This is a genomic window from Micromonospora sp. NPDC085948 (genome assembly GCF_040686315.1).
In the GTDB taxonomy this organism is placed as follows: Bacteria; Actinomycetota; Actinomycetes; order Mycobacteriales; family Micromonosporaceae; genus Micromonospora.
In genome coordinates this window covers 112,071-127,519 of sequence record NZ_JBFBJW010000007.1, presented here as the reverse complement: position 1 = coordinate 127,519, position 15,449 = coordinate 112,071, and the positions used below count along the sequence as shown (strand labels likewise).

The window sequence follows — 15,449 nt, the reverse complement described above, 5'->3', positions numbered from 1 at the left end:
GATGAACGCCGAAAACCACAGGCGATTGGGAGTGGCCGACCGGCCCATCACGGAATGAGCAGCGCCTTACCCGGGATCGACCGAGCCTCCATCGCACGGTGAGCGTCGGCTGCCATGGACAGCGGATATTCCTGTGCGATGACCGGACGTACCCGTCCCGCCGCGGCGTCGGTCAGAGCCTTGCCTGCGAGCCGCACCATGTCCGGCGCCTCGAACTGAACGTCCGCGATACCACGCACCACAATGCCGCGGGAGCCGGTGCTCTGTTGGTCCGTTGTGGCGAAGTCACCGCTCGCCGCCCCATGCGACGACACGCGTCCGCCGTCGGCCACCAGATGGAATGCCTGCGTGCCTAGAGCGCCCCCGACGCCGTCCAGCAGCACGTCGACCGGTAGGCCGCCGAACGCGGCACGTACCGCGTCGGTCCAGTTGTCCTCGGTGTAGTCGACGACAGCGTCGGCGCCGAGCCGCCGCACCAGCGCGAGCTTGACCGCGCCACGGGCAGCCCCGACGACCTGTGCACCAAGCTGGTGCACAAGCTGGACCAGCAGCGTTCCCATGCCGCCCGCGGCTCCCAGGATCAGCACCCGGTCGCCCGGCTTGACTCCAACTCCGTCGATGATGCCGGTGGCGGTGACGCCGTCGTGCGCAAGAGCAGCCGCGGCCCGCAGGTCCAGGCCGTCGGGGACCGGCACCAGCCGGTCCGTGCCGGTGCGGATCAGCTCGGCATAGGATCCCCGCGTTCCGGGGCCGGCAACGACTCGTCGGCCTAGCCAGGATTCGGGGACGCCCGAACCGGTGGAGACCACCGTTCCCGCTGCTGCGCCGCCGGGTACATACGGCAGAGTGACACCGAACACCTCGCCCCAACCACCCCGGATCTGGGTTTCGAGATAGATGGTGTCGATAGCCTCGGCCCGTACGACAACCTCGCCGGTCCCTGCTAGCGGGTCGGGCAGGTCTACCGGCGCCAGTACCGCCGGACCGCCGTACCTGGTTACCTGAATCGCACGCATGTGTTTGCCCCTGATCCGTCTGGCCCGCCGGTGCCGGACCGCCGTTGACAATTTCTGTTGACGACGGTAGAACTTCAACATTGGTTGAAGTCAACCGGAAGGCGAGATGGACTGATGGCATCGTTCACCGTCGGAGACGTCGCCCGGGACAGCGGTGTAAGCAGTTCGGCGGTCCGGTTCTACGAAGCTCGTGGCCTGATCACCGCCATCCGTACCAGCGGCAACCAGCGCCGGTTCGATGACCATGCCGCCTGCCGGGTGAGAGTTGCTCAGGTCGCCCAGCGGATCGGGCTCAGCATCAACGAGATCGCGACCCTGCTGGGGACCCTTGGCCCGAGTCCGACGTTCGATGACTGGAAGCGGCTCCACACGGAACTGACCACCGAAGCCCACAGACGTATTGCCGAACTTCACCAGACACTCGACGACATCAGTTCCCACCGAAAACTCTGCGAGCTCTGACCGGCGGGGGGACCGGCGATCGGCGCGACCACGATCGGGCCGAGTGAGTCGCCGTATGTCGGACCCTATTGCGGTGGGGGCTTGGGGAAGGAGTGCGGGGAATGTGTTCAGGGGTTCCCCGCACTCCTCCCGAGGAAGGGTCAGACTCTGGCCGCTTCCTCAACCTCGGCCGGGGGTGCCGAGGTGGTCTTTGGTGCCCGACGTCCGGGCATCCACCAGTTGGCGTTGCCGCACAGTTCCATCACCGCTGGGACGAGGATCATCCGGATGATCGTGGCGTCGACGAGCACGGCGACAGCCATGCCGAGACCGATCTGCTTGACCGAGACGTCGGGGCCGAGCAGGGCGGTCGTGAAGACGGCGATCATGATGGCGGCGGCGGCGGTGATGACCTTGGCGGTCCGTGCCAAGCCGCGCGTGACGGCCCTGCGGGTGTCGCCGGTGGCCTCGTACTCCTCCCGGATCCGCGAGATCAGGAAGACCTCGTAGTCCATCGACAGGCCGAACAGGAGCGGGAACATCATCATCGGCACCCAGGTCGTGATCGGCATCTCGGTGGGGAACCCGAGGACCGAGCCGAGCCATCCCCACTGCACGACCGCGACCAGCACGCCATAGGCCGCGCCGATCGACAGCAGGTTCATCACCGCGGCCTGCAGCGCGATCGTGACCGACCGGACCAGCAGGAGCAGCAGCACCAGGGACAGCACGATGACGACCCCGATCATCAGGGGCAGTCGTGAGCTGGTGTCTTCCGCGTAGTCGATCGCGCCGGCGTTCGGGCCGCCGAGGTAGACGTCCTCGCCGCCTGGCGTCGCGGGCAGCACGTCGTCGCGCAGCTTGTGCACCAGGTCCGCGGTCGCCTCGTCCTGGTACCCGGTCTTGGGGAACGCCATGAAGATGGCGGCCTGCCCGTCCTCGCTGATCCGTGGTGGAGTCGAGTAGGCGATGCCGTCGGTGTTCCGGACCGCCTCGACGACGGGGCTCAGGTCGGCGTCGCGGGAGTCGACCGCAGCGGCGAAGATGAAGGGTGCGCCGTATCCGGGGCCGAAGCCCTCCGAGAGGATCTCGTACGAGGTGTAGCTGCTCCGGTCACGGGGCTGGACGCTGGCGTCGGGCAGGCTCAGCCGCATCGACAGCGCGGGTGCGGCCAGCACCAGGAGGATCGCGGTGGCCAGGACCGCGGCGATGAGTGGCTTGCGCTGCACCACGCCGGCCCAGCGCTCGGCGGGCGTGGAGCGCTCCCGCGCCGGCATGCCGGTTGCCGCCGTCCGGCGGGCCGTCCGACGGGGGAGGCTCAGCGAGTTGATCTTGAGTCCGGTGAAGCCCAGGAGCGCCGGCAGCAGGGTGACCGCGGCGCTCATCGTCACCAGCACGGTCGTCGACGCGCCGATCGCCACGCCGATCATCATCTTCTGGCCCATGGCGACCAGGCCCAGCAGCGCGATCACCACGGTCGTGCCGGCGAAAAGAACCGCGTGACCCGCGGTGGTGATGGCCTTGACCGTGGCGCTCTCGGGATCGTCGCCCTCCTGCAGGCTGTCCTTGTAGCGGGTCAGGATAAACAGTGCGTAGTCGATTCCGACGCCGAGTCCGATCAGGACGGCCACGATCACCGTGAAGTCGGGCGAGGGGATCAGGTGCCCCGCGAGCTGCATCAGGGCTATGCCGCCGATTACCGCCAGCAGTGCGGTTATGAGGGGCAGGCCCATCGCCACCAGCGACCCGAAGGCGATGAACAGGATCACCGCTGCCGCCAGGATGCCCACCGCTTCGGCCGTGCCTTGCGGGGGCGTCTCCGCCTCCTCGGCCTTCTCGCCGCCCAGCCCCAGCGTCACCCCGTCGGCGGATGCGTCCTTGACGGTGTCCACCAGAGGCTTGACCTCGGACATCGATACGTCCACATTGGTCAGCGGAATGGTCGTCCTGGCGATACGACGATCCGCCGTCACGAGGTTCTGGTCCTCGTAAGGCGAGATCACCGGCCCGGTGATGGGCGAGGCGGCCAGGTCGGCGAGGACCTTCTCGATCTTCTGCCGAGCGGCGGGGTCGTCGATCCCCTTGTCCGCCTTGATCGCGAGCGTGAGCGTGTCGCCCTGCTGGTCGGGGAAGTGCTTCTCGATCAGGGCCTGGGCCTGGGCGGAGTGGGAGTCCCCGCCGGAGAACGAATTGTCGGAGGGAGCGCCGTAGCTGAAGCCGAGGAACGCCACGGCGACGACGCCGACGATCCAGCTCAGGAGCACCAGTCGACGACGCCGATAACAGAACCGGGCCAGTCCCGCCAGAGCTCCATCAGTACGTGGACTCTCGGTAGGCATCAGCTTCTCCTCATAGTTATTTAGCTTGCAGTGCAATACTCGTGTTCGGGGGTGCCCGCGTCGAGATGCAGATGAAGGCACTTTTCGGGCCGCGCTACCACGGGCGCGGTACTCCATCCGCAGTACAGCTCGTCGGCATTCGCCGTCGTCGGGAGGGGACAGATTCCGACAGTCGACGCATTTGCGGCTCTATGTCGCATTCGATGCTTTGAGCATTACCGCTGGTGGTGATCCGGCGAGGGCTTTCAACTGGCTGCAACTGTCGTCAAAATCGGTCAATGCGTATTAACTGAGCCGCAATTTCAGGATTTTGACGCGCCGGACCGCTCGGAAATACCGGACCGGTCCGGCGATCGGAGTGTCTGTTGTCTCCGCATCGATGTCGTGATGCTCAGGTGTCCTGGTAGGCGGCTCGGGCGATCGTCAATCTCGCGCCGATTCACCGCGACCTGAGGCGGCATACGGCGCAGCGCTTGCGCGATCGCGCAATTTTGTACGACGCACGAGGTGTGTCGATGCTCGACCGCTACCCTCCGGTAGCGCACGAATTCCGCGCGTCGGGTGCTTCGATTGGACGAGCCATGGTGACCATTCCGACCCGGCAGTCGCTCGATCCGGTCGACGGGCGCTGCGTCTGGTAGGTGTGGTGCGGCGGCCCACGGTGACTGTGCGTTCGATCAGGAACACCTGGGGCGATGCGCGGTAGGCGAGGCCGGCGGGGACGGGCTGCACCCCCCGCTGGTGCGCAGCCGCAACGGCCTTGGTCGCCCGCACACCTCGGTGGACAGCCCCGCCGCTGATCTACGGCGCCAGAGTGCCGGCGGCAACGTAGACCTACCCGCGAGGGGGTCGCCGTGTCCCTGTCAGCGGTCCACCAGCTCCGCCCGACTCGGCGACACGCCTCCATCACCTGCACGACAAGGGGTAGTAAGTCAGGTCGGGACGGGCGAGCGATGCCCCGGCTGAAGGTGAGCGAAAGAGTAGCGGGGAGTAATGCCGTTGACGTTACTGCTCAGTTTGGTCCGATATTGGTCGCGGCTGCCCGAATGGCCACGACTTACCCCTGATGCCTGGTGGTCGGGGGTGCGGCCCAAACATGATCCATGAGCGCCATTGTTTGTGGTAGCGTGATCGTGACCTATCGATTTAAAGGTCTTCATTCAGGTGCGTGCGCATAATCTCGGGGGGATTATGACAACGGGACCGAAACTAAAGAACCAGAGGTCAGACGCGGTTCTGGCCGCCGTGTGTGTCACCAACGGGTTGGTGCCGAGGCCGCCGGGCGAGGATGCCGACGAGCGGGTCTTGCGGTACATCCTCGGGGCCGCCTTGGACCATGAGTTGATCGACTTCGCCGCCGGTGCGGGAGGGAATCCCCAGCTACTCGCCGAGCTGGCGCTCGGGCTTGCCGAGGAGGGGCTTGTTCGGGAAGTCAGTGGCGGTCGGGGAGTTAATGGCACGTTGAAACTGGTTTCGCGGCGGACTCCCCGTCGCGTCCTGGAATTTGTGGTGTGCCGACTGAATGACCTGAGTGCGAACTGTCAGCAGTTCCTGAAGGTGGCAGCGGTATTGGGGAAATCCTTCAGGCTGGAGGATGTGGCAGGATTGCTGGACAGATCTTCAGGAACATTGCTCTCTCCCTTGGATGAGGCAATGGCATCAGGATTCGTCGTCGCCGCCGAGCACCAACTTGCGTTTCAGAGCGATTTTGTTCTGCAGGCGATCATCGAGTCCATCCCCGCCCCCGCACGTGACGCCCTGCGGCGGGAGGCGATGAGTCTTTCCAGGAGACGTACCCCGGCGTACGGTCAGCGGCTATGGCTGGCCGAGCGGCCGAGCGAATCGTCCGGCACGGTCAAGGACGAAGCCGGCGGGGCGTGCTCCCGGGCGCACAGCCTGATTATGAACGGGGACGCGGCAGCCGGAGTCCGTGCGGCGGAGCGTGTTCTCGCCAGTCCGGGCATCTCTTTGGCCGCTCGGCTCGACGCGGAGGCGTCTCTTATTCTGGGTTACCACCTGCTCGGCAGGGCAGAAGCCGAGATCGCCTCCGAGCGGATCCTGCGGGAGCGAGGGGCCGGGCCGGGCGATATCGCCGCGGCGATGGCGCTGACGGCACGATCCAATGTGCTGTGGCGTACGGGGCGGTTGGCCGAGGGCCTCAAGCTTGGTCGCAACGCGGTTCGCCTCAGCGAGCATGCTCATCCGGTCTGGTGTCTTCATTCTCAACTCGCTCTGGCCGGGAAACTTGTGAGCCTTCGCGAGTTCGACGCGGCCGAGACGCTGATCGATGACGCCGAGGCCGGGCTGCGCGGACTGCCCGTACCGGTCTGGACGGCAGCGTGTGCGGCCATGCGGGCCCGGCTGTTCCTCCAGTCCGGGCGTATCGGAGACGCGCGTCGGGAGGCGGCGCTGGCGATCGCCGCGGAGGAGCGGGACGCCGTTCCCATGCTCGGACCCCTTGCCTACTCGGTGCTCAGTACCGCCTCGTTCTACATGGAGGACCTGCCCGCAGCCATCGAGTACCTGCAGCGGGCGCATACCGCCGCGGCGAACCAGGTGGTGCTCGACTCCGTGCAGTATGCCTGGGCCGAGATGCTCATCGCGGTCAAGAAGGAAGGACCCTGGGAGGGGGCCCAGCTACTGTCCGGCAAGTACAGCCATCTGCCGACGCAGCGGAGCCTGTACATCGAGGTTCCGAGTGCCGCTGCCTTCCTGGTGCTTCTCGCGCGAGACGTGGGCGACAGCGACCTTGAGTACAGCGTTCTCCGGACGGTCGACGGTCTGGCCGAGGACAATCCGGATTTCCCGATCATTGGATTGACCGCCATGCATGCAAACGCATTGGCGAACAGTGCCCCGGCCGCGCTCGCGCTCATCATCGTGCAGTCGCCGGATCCGATCTCAGTGGCCCTGGCGACCGAGGAACTCGCCAAGCTCTATGCGGCCAAAGCGCCGGCGGGGGCACGGGCGGTCGCGTCGACCCACTCCGAAGAGGGCACTTCGCGGCTTGCCACCCGCTGGTCCGCTCTTTCCGACATGGAGCAACGCATCGCCTATCTGGTGAGCGTGGGCTTGACGAATCGGCAGATCGCCAAACAGGTGCATCTGTCGGCGCACACGGTGAACTACCACCTCCGCAAGGTCTACAAGAAGTTGGACATCAACACCCGTGTCGAGTTGGCGAACGCGGCCGCGATGTACTCGAGCAGAGCGGCAATCTATTCGATGGACGAGGAGAAATGGGGCTCCGGCCGCGCCGACGGTCGGGCCGGCTGATAGTCGGAAGAATCGCAGAGGACCATTTGTCGGCTCCGCCGGCTGATCTGATCAGCCGGCGGACTGGCCCTACCGGGTACCACCTGATCGCTGTGCCGAGACCCTGGGTGGGACTGCCTCGTGGGCGATGAAATGCCTGGTCAGTTCGACGCGGCTGTTGATCTTTAGCTTCGAGAACACCCGCCGGAGATGGCTGTCGACGGTGTGCGGTGACAGGAACAGTGCGCTCGCCGCCTCCCGGTTGGTCCGGCCGTCGATGATCGCCCGGATGACGCGAAGCTCTGCGCTCGTCAGGCTTTCCCAGCCCGACTTGGGCCGCTCGGCATCCAGCCGACGGACATTGTGCGCGTCGAGATGACGCAGTTTCTCCCGCACCCGGTCCACGTCACCCTGCGCACCGCATTCCAGATAGAGATCTACGGCGGAGGTGAGTAGCCGGGCCGCTCGGGCCTTGTTCCGCAGGCTCTGCTCCACCCGCGCCGCGTGCTCGAGCGCGGTCGCCGCCGCCAGCGGACGTCCGGCTAATCGGTGAATATCCGCGGCGCGGTGCAGAGCGACCGGGTCGTTGCGCAGGACGCCCTCGGCGTGCTCGGCGCCCCCCGCCAGCGACTGCACCACCGGATTGCGCTGGGCGATCCGCCGGGCGAACTCGGCCGCCCGTTCGGCCTCCGAGCCGAGGCCCGCCCGCTTGGCCTGAACGACGAGCGTCGCCGCAGCCGTCGGAGCTTCGATGAAGAGCAGGGGGTCGGGTACGACGTGCCCCTCGCTGTTGCTCAGGATCTGAACTGTCATCGCTGGACGCCCACTGACCGCGTGGAACTGCGCGAGCGCCCAGTTCAGCCGAGCCTTGTCGGCTGTCGCGTCACCGGTCATCAACCGTTCGGTCATGCGCAGCTGGGTACTGGCGGTGGCGAGATCACCCTGATGCATGCTGATGTGGGCCAGCACGAGGCGCGCGGGTACGGAGTCTGCCGACGCCGACCGCTCGGCCGGACGAAGCGCGGCCTCGGCCTCGAGCCGCGCTTCCTCGAGTCGACCTGCCGCAACCAGGAGTTCGGCGCGGTGGCCGTGCCACAGGGACTCCGACCAGGCCGCTCCGAGATTGTCCGCGTCCTGCTCGACGGTGGCGAGGACGGATGTCGCCTCTTCGAACTGATCGGCCGCGAGGAGGGCCCGGACCAGCCACGTCCAGAGCGGGCGCTCAGTGGTCTCGCGGGAGTACGGGGCCGGGGGCTGGGTGCGCCACGGTGCTGTGACACCGCCGGGCACGTCGCTCATGCGGTTCGTGGTGTCCTCGAGCGCCCGATTCAATTTGGCGCGATCCAGCTCACAGACGTCCTGTCGGGCCAGGGTTCGCTGAAGAAGCTCGACAGTCATACCGTGGCTGGCGGCGTCCCGCAGTCCCTGCCCCAGCTCGAGTACGAGGTGCGCTTCGGTCGCCGCCTCGATACCAGGGCGAAGGGCCACGTCCGCGAGACGGCAGGCTTCGGCGCACTCTCCCGCCGTGGCAAGCAGGCGCAGGGCACGTGCCAGCGTTCGTGGCGCTTCGACAAACGTTCGCTCCAACTGGGCGATGGCCCGAGCCGCCATGTCGTCGCCACGTCCTCGCTCCCGTGGCAGCGGAAGAGCGGACGGCGTCACGACCGGGGGGAGCGGCACCAGCCACACGGAACGGGCTTTCGCAACGTTGGGTGGGGCAGGGGTGGCCGCGGGAGTGGACACGGTGCCGGGCTCCCGTTCCTGGAACGGGGCGTACTGCAGCGCCTCTCCGATCACCTGCTGCGCGAACGTCAGCTTTGTGCCGTCGCGTCGCATCAGGCCGACCTGTACGGCCTCGTCGGCGCCGCAGGACAGCTCGTGAGCCGGCTCGCCGAGCAAGGTCGCCACCTCCTCGACCGTAAACGTCTGGCCGATCCTCCGGCCGTTGACCAGCAGTCGCCGAACCTCGGGCGACATCTCGTCCAGCAGGCTGGCGACAGCGGTGAAAACGCCTCTGGGCAGACGGTCGGACACCACCGAAGCCGCGCCGTCCGCGATGATCATCTGTCCCGCTTTGGTGAGCGCGCTGAAGACGTTCTCCATCAGCCACGGGTTGCCTCCGCAGCGGGCCGCCCAGCTGAGCATGGATGCGTCCGGTTTGGCGCCGAGGATGCCGGTGCAGAACTCGGTTACCGCCGCGCCGTCGAGCGGCCCCAGGTGAAGCCGCACCGCGACGTGCTCGACCAGCCAATCGACGGCGTGCTGGGCGAGGGACCGGATGGGAACCGGTCGGCGTGCGAGCAGCCACAGCACCGGTGACGAGGCCAGCGACTGCACGAGCCCCCGCAGGGCCAGGGCGCTGACGTCGTCGAGCCGCTGGGCATCGTCCAGGACGATTGCCACGGGATTTCTGCGCGCGGCGCTCTTGACCAGTTCGCCGACACGATCCATCAACCAGAAGGGGTTCCGGTCCGGGCGGGCCAGCTCATCGAAGTCGACTTCACCCGGTATCACGTGACGCAGGAAGTTGATGAGCAGATGTACGGGGATCGGCTGATCGGTGACGCTCACTCGGCCGGCGACCACGGTCAGGCCGCGCTCGGCCGCCTCCAGGGCCGTGGCCTTCAGCAGGTGGGTCTTGCCGACACCGAACGGCCCGTCGACGATGACGCAACTGCTCGACCCCCGCAGGGTGGCGTCCAGACGGCTACCCAACGAGGACAGTGCGTGCTCACGCCCTACCAGTGAACTCATGCTTACCGCTCCGTGTCTCTCTGGAGAATCGTCCGACGCGTGTCCGGGGCATGGCCGTCATCGCGGTGCCTCGACTGTCCGACCGGACAGTCGAGGCACCTGATGTCGGAAGAGCTAACCCAGTTATACGGGATTTGCGGTGGGACGGCGCAAAGACGTGTATCAGCGTGCACTACTCGCGTGAGTAGTGTGCAGGACGACGCGGCGAGATTACTGTCAGGCGATGCCGACTCGACGTTGAGCCGTGCAGACCGCGGATGCGCTGGTCGCGAAATCGCATTGCCTTCGGGTCGATGCGCGCGTCCGGAACGGAATAGGTCAGAGTTTCCGCGCTTGAACTGACGCGTTCTCAAGGAATTAGTGTGAGATTGGGATGAAGGGGGTGATCGCGTCACGCCACCGGGGATAGCTCGACTGCGGATTCAGGTCCCTTCCGGATGGCCGAGATCCCTTTGCCTTGCATTGTCAAATGGCCTCACCCGAAGACGGACCATCCCATCGGGACTCTGCTCTCGGATGTCCACGAACGCCGCTTCGTGGAAGGCCGCGGCATCGACTTCGGAGTCGTCCACGCCGTCTGGTCTCGGCCCTTCGTCACGGGGCTGTCCAAGGAGTGGACCGAAACGAGGAAATGCGTTCTGATCAGGGAAAATAGGATTGTCGAGAGTCCTGTGCCAGCTGATCCCGCTCTTCGTGGTGGACCCGCGAAGCCACCACAGCGGGATGAGCGGGGTGCCCGCGGCGGCGCCGGAGGACCGTGGACCGCGAGGACCGGGGTCATCGCGCGTGCCGGCCCGGACGGAGGCGCCACCTGACCAGGGGATCGATGCCCCGTAGGGCGGCGCGACCCGTGCGGCCAGTCGTCACGCGGCGGCTGATCGTCGTACGGACCACAACCACACGCGACGGTCGGCGGCGGCAACAGGCCTGCGCCTGTCCACGATGGACACGTCACTTGCCGCCCGGCGGCAGCGGCGCGGTTTGCGGCGACGCGAAGCCGGCGTGCTCGGCTACAGTGCGCTCATGAGGACTGGACTCTCCGATGTCTGGAACCGGATCAAGAGTTGGATCATCGCGGTTGGCGTGGCGGCAGCGCTGCTGATCACCGCGTTGGCGGGGGAACACTCCACCACGGGCCTCAAACTGCTCGGCTACGCGCTCGTGGTGACGAGCGGCCTGGCGCTGGCGGCCATCAACCGGGCTCCGATTCCCGTCCTGATTTTCACGGGGCTGTGCGTGGTGGGCTACAACGCAATCGGTTTCGCGGTGCCCGCCGTCGCGTACCTGATCGCGGTGTACGCCGCCGTACGGTCTGGGCACCGGATCGACACGCTGGTGGTGAGCGTGGTGGTGATGACCGTTCTTCCGCTCGCGATCATGACCTCCCCCGAGGGTGCTGCGAAGGAACCGATCGCACAGGCCCGCGGTGTCCTCGAATTGGCCTGGCTGATCGCTGCGGCTGCCGCGGGTGAGGCGCTGCGGCAGGCCGAGCGGCGGGCAGACGAGGCCGAGCACACCCGCGAGGAAACCGCGCGGCTGCGCGCGACCCAGGAACGGCTGCACATCGCACGGGAGCTGCACGATTCGCTCACCCACCAGATCTCGATCATCAAGGTGCAGGCCGAAGTCGCGGTCCACCTGGCCCGCAAGCGTGGCGAACAGGTATCGGAGTCCCTGCTGGCCATCCAGGAGGCCGGCCGTGAGGCTACCCGGGAGCTGCGGGCGACCCTGGAGACGCTGCGCGACGTCAGTAAGTCGCCGTCACATGGTCTCGACCACCTTCCGGAACTGCTGGCGGGGGCCCATGGGATCGGCCTGAGCACGACGCTGACGATCGAAGGAGAACGGCAGGACGTGCCGGACGCGGTGGACCGGACCGTCTACCGGATCGTCCAGGAGTCGCTCACCAACACCGCCCGCCACGCCGCCGCTGCAAACGCGTCGATCCGGATCGACTACCTTCCAGACGCCATCGCCATCCGGATCGATGACGACGGAACGGCCAAGCCCAGCTCTGCCCCGGTGCACGGAGTCGGGCTGCTGGGGATGCGCGAACGCGTCACTGCCCTGGGTGGCAGCCTGCGCGCGGAACCGCGTACCGAGGGCGGATTCACCGTCCAGGCTGAACTGCCGGTGGCGCGAATTTCATGATCCGTGTCCTGTTGGTCGACGACCAGCCGCTCCTTCGCAGCGGCTTCCGCGCGCTTCTCGACGCCGAAGACGACATCGAGGTGGTGGCCGAGGGCGCCAACGGCAGGGAGGGGCTGGCCCTCGCCAGGGAGTACCTGCCCGACCTCGCCCTGATCGACATCCAGATGCCGGTCATGGACGGCATCGAGGCGACCAAGCAGATCGTCGCGGACCCGGACCTGGCCGGGGTGCGAGTGGTCATTCTGACCAACTACGGCTCGGATGAATACGTCTTCAATGCGCTGCGCAGCGGTGCCGCCGGGTTCCTGGTCAAGGACATCGTGCCGGACGACCTCCTGCACGCCGTTCGCGTCGCCGCGCGGGGTGACGCCCTGCTCGCACCGTCGATCACCAGAATGCTGATCGGCCGGTACGTCGCACAGCCGCCCGGCGCGGAGGTCAGCCCGGGGATGGAGGAGCTGACCAACCGCGAACGCGAGGCCGTCGTCCTGGCGGCGCGGGGCCTGTCCAACGATGAGATCGCCGACCACATGGTGATCAGCCCACTGACCGCGAAGACCCATGTCAATCGGGCCATGACGAAGCTCCGGGCTCGCGACCGCGCCCAGCTCGTGGTCTTCGCCTACGAATCCGGCCTGGTGAGTCCCCTGCACCGCTGACCGGTCGGGAGGCCGAATGCAAGTCGGGTCGCGATGCTGCGACGGTGGTATGTGGCTGCTGCGAATGCAGCAGTGCGCCGGGTGCGTACCGCCCCGGCAGTAGATCAATTCGCTCCTTCCGCATGACGACCAGTGACCCCTTCGGTGCCTACGCTGACGCAGGTACCTCTGTTCGGCAGCCGAAGGGATCCTCGATGGGGTTGGCCGGTTTGGTCGTCGGCGTGCCGGCTGTCGCCCGCTCCCGCCGCACCGCCTGACCGGCAACACAGACCCGAACACCCCTGCGGCTCAACCCACCTGAAGGGACTCCCATGCGTAAAGCGTTCGTCGGGCTGGCGGCGTTGTTAATGTTCGCGATTTTCGTGCTGTTCTTCCTGGCCGGCAACGGTGCGTTCAACAGCGCGCCCAATGACGAGGCATTCCGGCCCCACCGCTTGCTGGGCATGGGCACGGTTTTCCTCGCCGTGGTGTTGGCGGTGGTCGCCGCGGTGGGACGGATGCCCGGCCAGATCATCGGCCTCACCGCCCTGGTCGCCGGCCTCGCCATCCTGCAGCCCGTGATCGTGGTCATCTCGAAGGCATTCGGGGACTCGGGAAGCACTACGACCGCCGGACAGCTCGTGTTCGGCCTGCACGCGGTCAACGGGCTGATCATGATGGCCGTGCTCCACACGATCCTGCAGAAGGTGGGAGGCCGTAAGGCGACGACGCCCGCCACCACGGCTGCTGGCTCGGCGCGATCGGTATCATGAGTACGCTCCACTGGATCCTTTTCGACTACGCCGTAGCGCTGCTGGGTGTCGCCTCCTGGCTCGCGGCCGGTGTCACGGCGGCCCTCCGGCGCTATCGGCTCGCGTTCGGCCTGCTCGTCGGAGCGGTCCTGGTGACGCTCGCCCGGGTGGCCACCGTGGCGGCGCTGTCCGACCGGGGCTGGTGGTTCGTGCAGGAGAAGGTGCTGCTGAGCCTTCCCATGCTGGGCGTCGCGGGACTGGCCGCCGTGCTTCTCACCGGACCCTGGTTGCGTACGGCGCGCCGGACCCCCGGCGAGGGCCTGCCCGCCGGCGGCCTCGTCGCGCTGTTCACGGCGGGATACGCCGCGCTGGCCGGCCTGATGGTGACGTTCTTCGCGGGCTTTCCCCTCACCTGGAGCACCGCGCTGATCGCCGTCTCGTTGGTCTGCGCGGGCGCACTCCTGACCATGCGGGTGATCACGACACCGACCGGAGAGCAGACCGACGCCAGTTCCCCGGACAGCGGCCAAGTGCCGGGATCGCGACGTCCCACGGAGCTCTCCCGCCGCAGGTTCCTCGGCGTGGCCGGCGGGGCGGTCGCGGTCGGATCAGGGGCCACCGGTGTCGGTCTGCTGTTCCGGGATCCCGAGGCCGTGGTCACCGGGGGAGGCCCAGCACCTGCCTCCGGGTCCACCGCGACGGTCTCGGTGGCTGATCTGCGAGGGCCCCGCGTCCCGATGCCGGGCGGCGCCACCCGGCAGCACACACTCACCGCCAGGACCGCCAACGTGAGCCTCGCGTCGGGAGGTGAGGTCCACGCGTGGACCTACGATGGCCGGCTGCCCGGCACGGCGATCACCGCGACCGAAGGTGATCTCATCGAGGTGACGCTTCGCAACACCGACATCGACGACGGTGTCACCGTGCATTGGCACGGGTACGACGTGCCGTGCGGCGAGGACGGTGCGCCGGGCGCCACACAGCACGCGGTGAAACCGGGCGGCGAGTTCGTCTACCGGTTCCAGGCCGATCAGGTGGGAACGTACTGGTATCACACGCACCAGGTATCGCACCCCGGAGTGCGCAAGGGGCTGTACGGGACCCTCGTTGTGAGTCCGCGAGAGAGGCAGCCGGCGGAAGAGCTGGACCTGACGCTGCCCGTGCACACCTTCGACGACGTCGCGGTTATCGGGGACCAGGCCGATCGCACCGTCCACACCGCCCGTCCGGGCGCGCTGGTGCGACTGCGAATGATCAACACCGACTCGGATCCGCACTGGTTCGCGCTGACCGACACGCCGTTCCGGGTGGTGGCAGTTGACGGCCGCGATCTCAACCGGCCGGGCGAGGTGCGTGAGGTCGGGCTCCGCATACCCGCCGGTGGGCGGTACGACGCGGTCCTGACCATGCCGGAGACGCCGGTGGCACTCGTGGTCGACAACGGCCACGCCAAGGGCTTGCTGCTGCGCCCGACCGGCTACGCCGGGAACGATCCGGCCCGGCCGGAGACCTCCGACTGGCCCGAGCTCGACTTGCTGCACTACGGCGAGCCCGCGGTCGTACCGTTCGACACCGACAACGCCGATCGGCATTTCACGCTCGTCCTGGACCGCTCTCTGGCCATGGTCGACGGCCGCCCGGCCTTCGCCCAGACCGTCGACGGTCGCGGGCATCCTTCGGTCCCCGACCAGGTCGTCGCCGAGGGGGACGTCGTCCGCTTCACGGTGGTCAACCGGAGCCTCGAGACTCACCCTTGGCACCTGCACGGCCATTCCGTGCTGGTTCTCTCCAGGGACGGGGAGCGTTCCTCCGGGAGCCCACTCTGGGTGGACACCTTCGATGTGCGGCCGGGAGAGGTCTGGGAGGTGGCGTTCCGCGCCAACAACCCGGGTGTGTGGATGAACCACTGCCACAACCTGCCGCATCAGGAGCAGGGCATGATGCTGCGGCTCGTCTACGACGGTGTGAGTACTCCCTTCGCAGGCGGCGGCCACGCTCACTGACGTGCCGGCCCGAGGGTTGGCGGGCTGTCCTCGCGTGACCGACACCGAGGGCAGCCTGACACCTTCAGTGACGAGGGCGAGCTGCCCCCTGTGCGGTGGC

At 67.3% G+C, this 15,449-nt stretch carries 9 protein-coding genes; 6 read left to right on the top strand and 3 right to left on the bottom strand.

The window, feature by feature from the left end; genetic code table 11:
- Window positions 1-47 precede the first annotated feature (47 nt).
- Complete coding sequence (locus tag AB0O48_RS20150; RefSeq protein WP_365067469.1) at window positions 48-1,097, bottom strand: zinc-binding dehydrogenase; 1,050 nt, start codon at window positions 1,095-1,097, stop codon at window positions 48-50.
- Window positions 1,098-1,130: 33 nt separating this feature from the next.
- On the opposite strand from AB0O48_RS20150, the gene AB0O48_RS20145 reads away from it, so the two are divergent.
- Window positions 1,131-1,478 (top strand): MerR family DNA-binding transcriptional regulator, encoded by a 348-nt coding sequence (locus AB0O48_RS20145; protein ID WP_365067467.1) that lies wholly within the window; start codon window positions 1,131-1,133, stop codon window positions 1,476-1,478.
- Between the two features lie 140 nt (window positions 1,479-1,618).
- Here the strand turns inward: AB0O48_RS20145 and AB0O48_RS20140 are convergent, their stop codons facing one another.
- Window positions 1,619-3,913, bottom strand: a complete 2,295-nt coding sequence (locus AB0O48_RS20140) for an MMPL family transporter (protein WP_357571295.1) — start codon at window positions 3,911-3,913, stop codon at window positions 1,619-1,621.
- A gap of 1,188 nt (window positions 3,914-5,101) precedes the next feature.
- Here AB0O48_RS20140 and AB0O48_RS20135 point away from each other — a divergent pair.
- A complete protein-coding gene (locus tag AB0O48_RS20135) occupies window positions 5,102-7,072 on the top strand; it encodes a LuxR C-terminal-related transcriptional regulator (RefSeq protein ID WP_357571294.1) in 1,971 nt (656 codons plus the stop codon).
- 69 nt (window positions 7,073-7,141) lie between these two features.
- On the opposite strand, the gene AB0O48_RS20130 is transcribed toward AB0O48_RS20135, so the two are convergent.
- Entirely contained in the window at window positions 7,142-9,805 is a 2,664-nt protein-coding gene (locus tag AB0O48_RS20130; RefSeq protein WP_357571293.1) for a BREX system ATP-binding domain-containing protein, read from the bottom strand.
- Between the two features lie 942 nt (window positions 9,806-10,747).
- Between AB0O48_RS20130 and AB0O48_RS20125 the strand changes: the two genes are divergently transcribed.
- The 4 genes from AB0O48_RS20125 to AB0O48_RS20110 all read left to right on the top strand — a co-directional run bounded on the left by AB0O48_RS20125 (window position 10,748) and on the right by AB0O48_RS20110 (window position 15,349).
- Window positions 10,748-11,956 carry a histidine kinase gene (locus AB0O48_RS20125; protein ID WP_365067462.1) on the top strand — a complete coding sequence of 403 codons (1,209 nt, stop codon included), beginning with the start codon at window positions 10,748-10,750 and terminating at the stop codon, window positions 11,954-11,956.
- On the top strand, window positions 11,953-12,615 hold the full coding sequence (locus tag AB0O48_RS20120) for a response regulator transcription factor (protein ID WP_357252372.1): 663 nt from the start codon (window positions 11,953-11,955) through the stop codon (window positions 12,613-12,615). Before AB0O48_RS20125 ends, AB0O48_RS20120 begins: the two co-directional genes overlap by 4 nt.
- 311 nt (window positions 12,616-12,926) lie before the next feature.
- On the top strand, window positions 12,927-13,367 hold the full coding sequence (locus tag AB0O48_RS20115) for a DUF6220 domain-containing protein (RefSeq protein ID WP_357252369.1): 441 nt from the start codon (window positions 12,927-12,929) through the stop codon (window positions 13,365-13,367).
- Complete coding sequence (locus AB0O48_RS20110) at window positions 13,364-15,349, top strand: multicopper oxidase domain-containing protein (protein WP_357571291.1); 1,986 nt, start codon at window positions 13,364-13,366, stop codon at window positions 15,347-15,349. The genes AB0O48_RS20115 and AB0O48_RS20110 overlap by 4 nt, the downstream gene beginning before the upstream one ends.
- Window positions 15,350-15,449 lie beyond the last annotated feature (100 nt).